The sequence below is a fragment of the Bacillus sp. SIMBA_074 genome (genome assembly GCF_046534555.1).
GTDB classification, from domain to species: domain Bacteria; phylum Bacillota; class Bacilli; order Bacillales; family Bacillaceae_G; genus Bacillus_A; species Bacillus_A mycoides.
On the sequence record NZ_JAWRYM010000045.1, the window covers coordinates 20965 to 29039 of the forward strand.

The window sequence follows — 8075 nt, forward strand, 5'->3', positions numbered from 1 at the left end:
TCTACCAATAGTGTAAAGTTTTTCTCTTTACTTTTCAATATATGCAGCTTGTTTTTATTTTAATCCTTCAACGATGTCGGATAGTTCACTCCATCGTTCCATCGTTTTTTCTAGCTCTTCTTCTATCTTCTGCCCTGCTTCAGATAATTCTTGGGCCTTTGTGAAGTCAGATCCAACATTCGTAAGTTCTTCTCCAATTGATTCAAGTTTCTCTTCTAGTTGTGCAATTGTATCTTCAATTGTTTCCCATTCACGCTGCTCATTGTAAGAAAGTTTACGTTTACGTTGTTGTTTCGGAGCCTCTTCTACTACTTTTTTCTCCTTTTGAACTTCTGCTTTCTCAATGAGTTCTCTCGTTTTTTCCATTTCTAAATACTCTGTATAACTACCTAGGAATTCACGCACTTCGCCTTCGCCAGTAAAGATGAACAATTCATCTACTACTTTATCTAAGAAGTAACGGTCATGCGATACAGTTAAAACGACACCTGGGAAATCTTCTAAATAATCTTCTAGCACTGTTAATGTTTGTGTGTCTAAATCATTCGTAGGCTCATCAAGTAATAGTACGTTTGGTTCTCCCATTAAAATACGCAATAAATATAACCGTCTTCTTTCGCCACCAGATAGTTTACCAAGCGTTGTTCCATGTGAATGCGGTAGGAATAAGAAACGTTCTAACATTTGAGATGCGCCAATTACTTTTCCGTCTGTCGTATGAATAACTTCCGCAATTTCTTTAATGTATTCAATCATACGCTGGTTTAAATTCATCTCTTCATTTTCTTGCGTATAATAGGCAACTTTTACAGTTTGTCCTACTTCAATTTCACCACTATCAGGAGAGAATTTTCCTGCAAGCATATTTAATAGTGATGATTTTCCGCTTCCATTTGCTCCGATGATTCCGATACGATCACCAGGCTTCACAATATGATTAAAGTTATGTAATACTGTTTTATCACCAAATTTTTTCGTTACATCTTTTAATTCGAGTACTTTCTTTCCTAAACGACTTCCACTTAGTGCAATATCAACTGATTGCTTCGCTGCTGGTCCTTCTTGTCCCTTTAGCTCATCAAAACGCTGAATACGCGCCTTTTGTTTCGTAGAACGGGCTTTTGCACCACGGCGAATCCAAGCAAGTTCACGACGATATAAATTTTGGCGTTTTGATTCTTGTGCCGATTCTTGCTCTTCACGAAGTGCTTTCGCTTCTAAAAATGTACTGTAGTTTCCTTCGTAGCTATACAGTTTACCGTTATCTAATTCAAAAATACGGTTTGTCACACGATCTAAGAAATAACGATCATGGGTTACAAGTAATACCGCACCTGTATATCTTGCTAAATATTCTTCTAACCATTCAACTGTCTCATGGTCAAGGTGGTTCGTAGGCTCATCCAAAATTAATAAATCAGGTGTTTCAATAAAACATTGCGCCATTGCAATACGCTTTTTTTGTCCACCAGATAGGTTTCCAACAGTTGCTGTAAAATCAGTAATTCCTAATTTCGTTAATAACGATTTTGCATTCGCATTTGCTTCCCATGCACTCATCGCATCCATACGTTGCTGCACTGCAAATAATTGTTCCTGTACTTTTTCATTACTTGGATCTTTTTCGATATTTAATAACGATTGTTCATAATCACGAAGAAGACGAATTAAAGGTGTATCACCATGGAACACTTGCTCTAATACTGTTAGTTTTTCATCAAACTCTGGTTGCTGTGATAAATAACTAATTGTATATCCGCGTGAATGCGTCATATCACCTGTATCAGGAGTTTCTAATCCTGCAATAATTTTTAATAACGTTGATTTACCAGTACCGTTTACACCGATAATTCCGACACGTTGTCCTTCTGTAATACTACATGATAATCCATCAAATAACGGTTTTTCTCCGTATGATTTCGATAAGTTCTCCACAGTTAACATTTTCATATTTGTGCATTCCACTCTTTCATAAATTGTTCAATAAACTGTTCCATATAACGATGACGAACTTCAGCCTCTTGTTTTGCTGCGTTCGTGTTCATTAAATCTTTTAGTTTTAAAAGCTTTTCATAAAAATGATTTAAAGATGGATCATTATTTTTTCTATATTCATCTTTCGTCATCACTTCTCGAGGAGGGATAGTTGGATCATACATTAATCTCCCTTTCGCTCCTCCGTATGCAAACGTTCGAGCTATTCCAATTGCACCAAGAGCATCTAAACGATCCGCATCTTGAACAATTCTCCCTTCAAGTGACTCAACTGTGCCACCATGACCGCCCTTATAAGACATATTGGCGATGATATGAAGAACATGCTTACTTTCCTCTTCTTCAACACGTAACTCTTCTAACCAATCAGAAACTTTTTTCATTCCTGCTTCTTCACTCTCATTTAACTTCTCATCTGCTACATCGTGAAGTAATGCTGCCATTTCAATTATAAAACGATTTCCCCCTTCTTGCTCGGATAAAGAAATCGCCAATTTATGTACGCGTTCAATATGATACCAATCATGCCCACTCGCATCTTTTTCTAAAATATGCTTTACGAAAGTTATTGTTTTTTGTATTTTTTCTTGTTTTATCATTTTATCTTCACCCAGTTACTTATTGTAACACGCCCGCATTTTTTCATCACATATTTTCTTGTCCGCCCATATACTAGGTGGTAGGCATCATTATGAAGGAGGAATAAAAATGTTCTATAATAACCAACCGCCTTACCCACAACAACCTCTTTATCCTCAACATCAGGAACAAAGATATGCTGAACAATATGAGGAGCAAGAGACACAACATCAAGAGCCACAATACGAACAAAATCCATACGCAACACCGCAAAATCAAGAAACTGAATATCCTCAAAACCCTTATGACACACGTCCAAATTATGAATATCCTCAAAATCCATACGTAGCACAACCTAGCCAAGAACCTCAATTTCAAGGTAATCCATACGAGACGCAACCACAATATCAACAAAATCCATACCAACAACAAATGTATCAACCAAACTATGACGCACGTGTCTCACCACCTAAACCACCAACAATTGATCCGACGCAACAACAAATTTTACCACCTGGGCCGATTTTAGATATTACACAACCACAAATTTTACCACCTGGACCTATTACAGAACCAACGCAACAACAAATCCAACAAGTTGTCGGTACACAGTTTTTACCTTTAAAGAAACCTGTACTTGATTTCGTAAAACCTTGGGTAGATTACGGTTTGAATGAAGCGAAACATACATCACACAAACATGCTTTAACAGAAGTTGCTGCGATTATGTTCTTAGTTGGTAAAGGATTCAACCCAACGATTGCTCATTATATTGTAGAATCTTGGGAGAAGAATGAGCAGTTTTAGGGGTGTTCATTTGATAAAACATAAAAAATATAAAAGTGCCAAATCCCTTATACCACAAGGGGTTTGGCGCTTTTTAGTATCTAGAACAAATTTTATTTAAATAATTATTTTTATAGATTTTCATACTTTTTTATATGGTACGTGAACAAAATGTGAGCAAATATGTGAACATATACATTACAAAATCACACCTTTGTATACACATTTTTAGAAACATCTTACGTTTATCAAACAATAACCGAAAAACGTACCTGCAACCTCATCATATAAATAATAGATATTAAAAAGAGGACACTATAAGCGCCCTCTTCCTTAGGTTTTAAATATGTTCTCCATGATCCATAAATACTTGAATTGGTTCGTTTTGTGGTGCGTCTTTTACATTAGTAATCCCAAAAGTAAAAACAGCGGATAACATCATCATTAATAGGATTGCTTTTTTCATTTTAGCGCCCTTCTTTCTATGCTCTTTTTGTCTGCATCCAAAGCAACGTGCAAATACTTACTCGCTTTTTCATGGTCTTTTGAATCATAGAATTTCTCACCTAAAAGAGATGCATATTCTTTTACCCAATCATATAATTCTTCTTTTTCAAAATACGAAATACCTTCTATAACTAATTTTTCTAATTCTGCTTGTGGTGCATTATTATGTAATGCCCTAGTAATTTCAAAATGGTGGCGATAACATACGTCACTAATCTTATAGCCTTTACAATATATTCATTAGCAATATCATGGTTACCTAACTTGAAATGCTCTCTCGCTAAAAGAAACATAGTTTTAGCGTTATTTTCTAATGAATCCTCTAAATGCTTAATTGCTAACTCTGACATGTTTTGACTTGCATATAAAAGCCCTAAATTATGTTTAACTCGTTTAGTCAGAATTTCATCATCACATTTTCTGAAAGTATCTAATGCTGAAATGAGATATTCTTCTGCGTTTTCGAATTCATTTAGTCGTATGCTTGCCATTCCTAAAGTATTTAGACATGCAGCAGTTTTTAGTTCATATCCTTCGCAAATTGCAAATACTTCTTTTGCCTTCATAGCGTATCGGATTGCTAAAATAGGTTTCAAAGTATGATAGTAGAAAATAGCAATCATATAATTGAATTCAGCTTTTTCAATTTCATCATGCATGTAACTGATAAGATTTTCAGCTTTTTTAAATTGAATCTTTGCTTCGCTGTGGTTTGCTGTATTAATGACGTAAATAGGTTGACGCCAACATGGTAGCAACAATGAAAATGTGTAGTTTTTTCATTACCCTCTATTATATATGTAAACAACATGAGAAATTAGATTTGTTTAATTCCCTAAATTGTACATATAAATCAGTAGCATCATTTTATTACTTTCCCATTAGTGTTTTACCTCTACGTTATACTACATTACCTATTAAGAACTATAACAAACACATATGTTGTAAAATACATTTTTTTGAGGAAACTTTAACCATTTATTGTTATAATTATATCTGCAATATTTTCCCAGGAGGGTTCCTATAAAGAACAATAGGATAATGGACATACATACTAGGCACTCCCCTTCTTTAATACGTTCATAGAAATATAGAAAGGGTTTATACGATGGGACAATTCCAAAGTAATTTACAAACAGCAACACAAATTGCTACGAAAATGGGATCAGCTTCTGACAGGATTCAAAGTGCAACAAGTCGTTCTATAACAAAGGCGACGCGTACAACGCTATCTGTTAACTCGAAAGCACAAGAAGCGAATCAACAAGTTTTAGATTTAACGAAACAATTTTCTGCTGCTTTTCAACAAGCGGTTGATAATATTCATTCGGTAGCTAACGAGTTTGAGAGAATGGATAACGAACTTCAAAATACTTTTCGCTAATGTAATAACCTACGTAAAGTAAAACGGTAGGAGGAAAAAGATGAGTCAAGATATTGAAAAACAAATGAATCAATTAAATCAAAAATTACGAAGTGTATTTGAAGAACAGAATCGGAATCAATCTGCGATTCAAACACGGGAACAAGTAGAAGAAGATTTTCATGTATGGAAAAATCAAAACCATCGTTTGTTTGACCGTATTTTAGGAACTTGGCATAGAGATAGAGAAATGTCATTGTTTTTTATGAATATGAGTCAAGATGCACAATATATTGAGCGAAAGCTTACTTTCGAATTGGAAAATCAAAAAGAAACATTGCTTAAGGAAAAACGAAATCTTACTGACTTAGAAAATGACCTTTACTATCAAAAACAGAATCTAGCAAAGGAGGTCAATTCATGAGTTTGAATATGTATCTAGGGGAAGTACATACGCAAACACAAAGCATGAACGCTGTATGTACCGCTACCATTCAAGGTATGGAACAAGCTATTCAGTCGATTGATGCTTTTGCAATTGATACTGTTCTACAAGGACAAACATATAGCAGTGCAAAAGCATTCTTTGCACAAACCTTTCGTCCATTAGCACAAGGAATCATTTACTTGTGTGAAGAATTAATCCGTCAGAATGACGCCTTTCCAAGTCAATTTCAATCACAAGTAGCTTCAACAGATGTCATCGAACAAGAAATACTAGAACAAATTCGAGGAATTGACCGAATGAAGGCAAGTATGGAAGCCATCAGTCAAGCTATGCCAATCCCGGGTATGGACGCTATGACGAATCTTTTTATTGCCATGAGGCGCAAGCTTCAAGAAAAATTAGATCATTTGTATCAGTTCAACCAAACATCTAGTAATAACTATAATACAGCAATTCAATTAGCCGCTAGCATTGCGACGGGTCTTGCTGAAGTCCAAAGTGGGAAAGGTTTTAGTCCTGCAAGTGGCACGTTTAGTACACAAGGGTTGAATATGGAATGGACAACTTCTATCCAAGCGATTACAGAAGAGATATCCCGAAAAGCTGACCATTCAATTAAAGATGGAGAAATGTGCGGTAGGATAGAAGAGCAATCTCCGATTAGAAAGGCTTGGGACGATAAGGTAGACGATGTAGTTACAATGTTCGAAACAGTAAAAAAGATGTGGAATGGTACTGTAATCGGAACAGGGAAAGCTGTTGAAGATGAAATCAAGTCCATGGAAACTTTAAGTAATATGGATATAGGAACTTTTATTAATGTTACATATGCGATTTTACATTTGGATGAGACGACAAAAAATATGTGGCATGCATTTTCAAGTACTATGAAACGAGATATAATAGATGGAGATGCAGAGAGCCGTACACAATGGACTACTTATGGATTAACACAAATAGGTATCGGTCTAATTCTCGATAAGGGACTAGGTAAAGCAGGCCTCGTCACAAAAGGAGCGGGTGGAGCAAGTACATTAGCTAAAGGCGTAACGCTAGTAAAGGAATTGAAGCAAGCATCCGATATTTTACAATCTTTTAAAAAAGATGTTTCTTATGCTTTCTCTGGTGGAAATGGTATACGATCTGGATCTGATATTGCTCAGGATACTCTTCAAAAATTCGAGTCTTCTCCATCTTCTGGTGGGCATGTTAATAAAGTTAAAGAGAATGGTAAACTTGATAAAGAGGAAAATGCTACTAAGGGGATGGATAATACTAGTAATAAAACCAGCGGAGATAATCCAAAAGTAATTAAGGAATTAGAGGGACCTGTTATTGATGGAAAGCGAGTTGGAAGTGGAGAAAAGATTGATAAAGTAAAACCTATTTGGGGAAGAGATGAAAAAGGAAAGCCCATCATAGTAAAAGAGTTTCCTCATGTCCCTAAGGAACATGGCTTTTCTGATATTGTTGATAATTACTCAAGATTTGCTGATGAATTTCCATTAGTAGGAGGAGATCGCATTAGTAGAAGATTCTTCCAAATAGAAGGAAGCAACGGTGGGAAAAAAGGTGTCTTTGAGTGGATTGTTGAACCAAATGGAAATGTAAGTCATAGAAGATTTATTGAAAATGGTATTGTTACAGGGAAACCAAATCAAGTTCCAAAAAAGTAAAAGGAGAATTATATGGATTTAATAGATTTTAAGAACAAAGGTCTTAAGTATGATTGGAAAACTATTTATACTGGCGTAAATAAAAAATATTTTGAACCGAATGTCATTTCTGATTATGCGGTGGAACTTATGGAAGCTGGTGATGATGAAGCTTTTGTTAATGAACTAGCTTGGGGAATAGATTCTAGTGATTTAGATAAAATTTTGTTTGAAATTAAAGATTTCCATTTTCCTAATTTAGAAGAAAATAGTGAAGAATTACAGAATGAGAATAGTAAACTCAGATTCGTTTACTTATCTAAGTTAAAAGAAAAGATTACTGATGAGGATGAACTATTAAATAGAATTGCAGAGTTTTATGATAGACATGATTATCCTGAAGATATGACAAGTTTTATTACTTATATGCCCCAAGACACCCCAACTACGAAGGAAGATTTATTAAATAGGTTTTATAAATTTTTGGATTCAGAGAAAAAATTTATTGAATAGCTACTTTGCTAGATTCTGAGGGCATGAAAAGAACTTTTTGAAGAAAAATTTTTCTTTAGGATTGGATATTTCAATGAACCATGTTATCTAGCTTGGAGTAAGTGAAGAGAAAGTTACATATGGAGAATAATCAACAAAAGAGACCTCACATTTTGATATTATCCCCTTTAGGTAGACAGTGTAAAAAAGACCATATACACACATGGATGTTACACTATTACTTGGAGGG

The 8075-nt window shown here is 35.0% G+C and carries 8 protein-coding genes and 1 pseudogene; 5 read left to right on the plus strand and 4 right to left on the minus strand.

Annotated elements, in window-relative coordinates:
* Window positions 1-54 precede the first annotated feature (54 nt).
* Together SB773_RS28250 and SB773_RS28255 are read right to left on the minus strand one after the other, a co-directional pair.
* Window positions 55-1950, minus strand: coding sequence for an ABC-F family ATP-binding cassette domain-containing protein (locus SB773_RS28250; RefSeq protein WP_002127139.1), 1896 nt, complete (start codon window positions 1948-1950; stop codon window positions 55-57).
* Window positions 1947-2594 carry an HD domain-containing protein gene (locus SB773_RS28255; RefSeq protein ID WP_002065130.1) on the minus strand — a complete coding sequence of 216 codons (648 nt, stop codon included), beginning with the start codon at window positions 2592-2594 and terminating at the stop codon, window positions 1947-1949. Before SB773_RS28255 ends, SB773_RS28250 begins: the two co-directional genes overlap by 4 nt.
* Before the next feature lie 109 nt (window positions 2595-2703).
* Between SB773_RS28255 and SB773_RS28260 the strand changes: the two genes are divergently transcribed.
* Window positions 2704-3381 (plus strand): hypothetical protein, encoded by a 678-nt coding sequence (locus tag SB773_RS28260; RefSeq protein ID WP_410593508.1) that lies wholly within the window; start codon window positions 2704-2706, stop codon window positions 3379-3381.
* 319 nt (window positions 3382-3700) lie between these two features.
* On the opposite strand, the gene SB773_RS28265 is transcribed toward SB773_RS28260, so the two are convergent.
* Window positions 3701-3826 carry an aspartate phosphatase gene (locus SB773_RS28265; protein WP_410593510.1) on the minus strand — a complete coding sequence of 42 codons (126 nt, stop codon included), beginning with the start codon at window positions 3824-3826 and terminating at the stop codon, window positions 3701-3703.
* Window positions 3823-4601, minus strand: a pseudogene (locus tag SB773_RS28270) (tetratricopeptide repeat protein); the annotation flags it as partial. The gene SB773_RS28265 and the pseudogene SB773_RS28270, both read right to left, overlap by 4 nt.
* A 374-nt stretch (window positions 4602-4975) precedes the next feature.
* Between SB773_RS28270 and SB773_RS28275 the strand changes: the two are divergent.
* From SB773_RS28275 to SB773_RS28290, 4 genes are read left to right on the plus strand one after another with little or no spacing between them, the layout of a single operon-like run.
* Window positions 4976-5251, plus strand: a complete 276-nt coding sequence (locus SB773_RS28275; RefSeq protein WP_289403789.1) for a TIGR04197 family type VII secretion effector — start codon at window positions 4976-4978, stop codon at window positions 5249-5251.
* A 40-nt stretch (window positions 5252-5291) separates the two neighbouring features.
* On the plus strand, window positions 5292-5654 hold the full coding sequence (locus SB773_RS28280; protein ID WP_289403788.1) for a DUF3958 family protein: 363 nt from the start codon (window positions 5292-5294) through the stop codon (window positions 5652-5654).
* Window positions 5651-7354 carry a T7SS effector LXG polymorphic toxin gene (locus SB773_RS28285; protein WP_410593513.1) on the plus strand — a complete coding sequence of 568 codons (1704 nt, stop codon included), beginning with the start codon at window positions 5651-5653 and terminating at the stop codon, window positions 7352-7354. Before SB773_RS28280 ends, SB773_RS28285 begins: the two co-directional genes overlap by 4 nt.
* Before the next feature lie 12 nt (window positions 7355-7366).
* The gene (locus tag SB773_RS28290; protein ID WP_199662467.1) at window positions 7367-7846 is read left to right on the plus strand and encodes a DUF2247 family protein; all 480 of its coding nucleotides are present in this window, start codon (window positions 7367-7369) and stop codon (window positions 7844-7846) included.
* The last annotated feature ends 229 nt before the right edge of the window (window positions 7847-8075 follow it).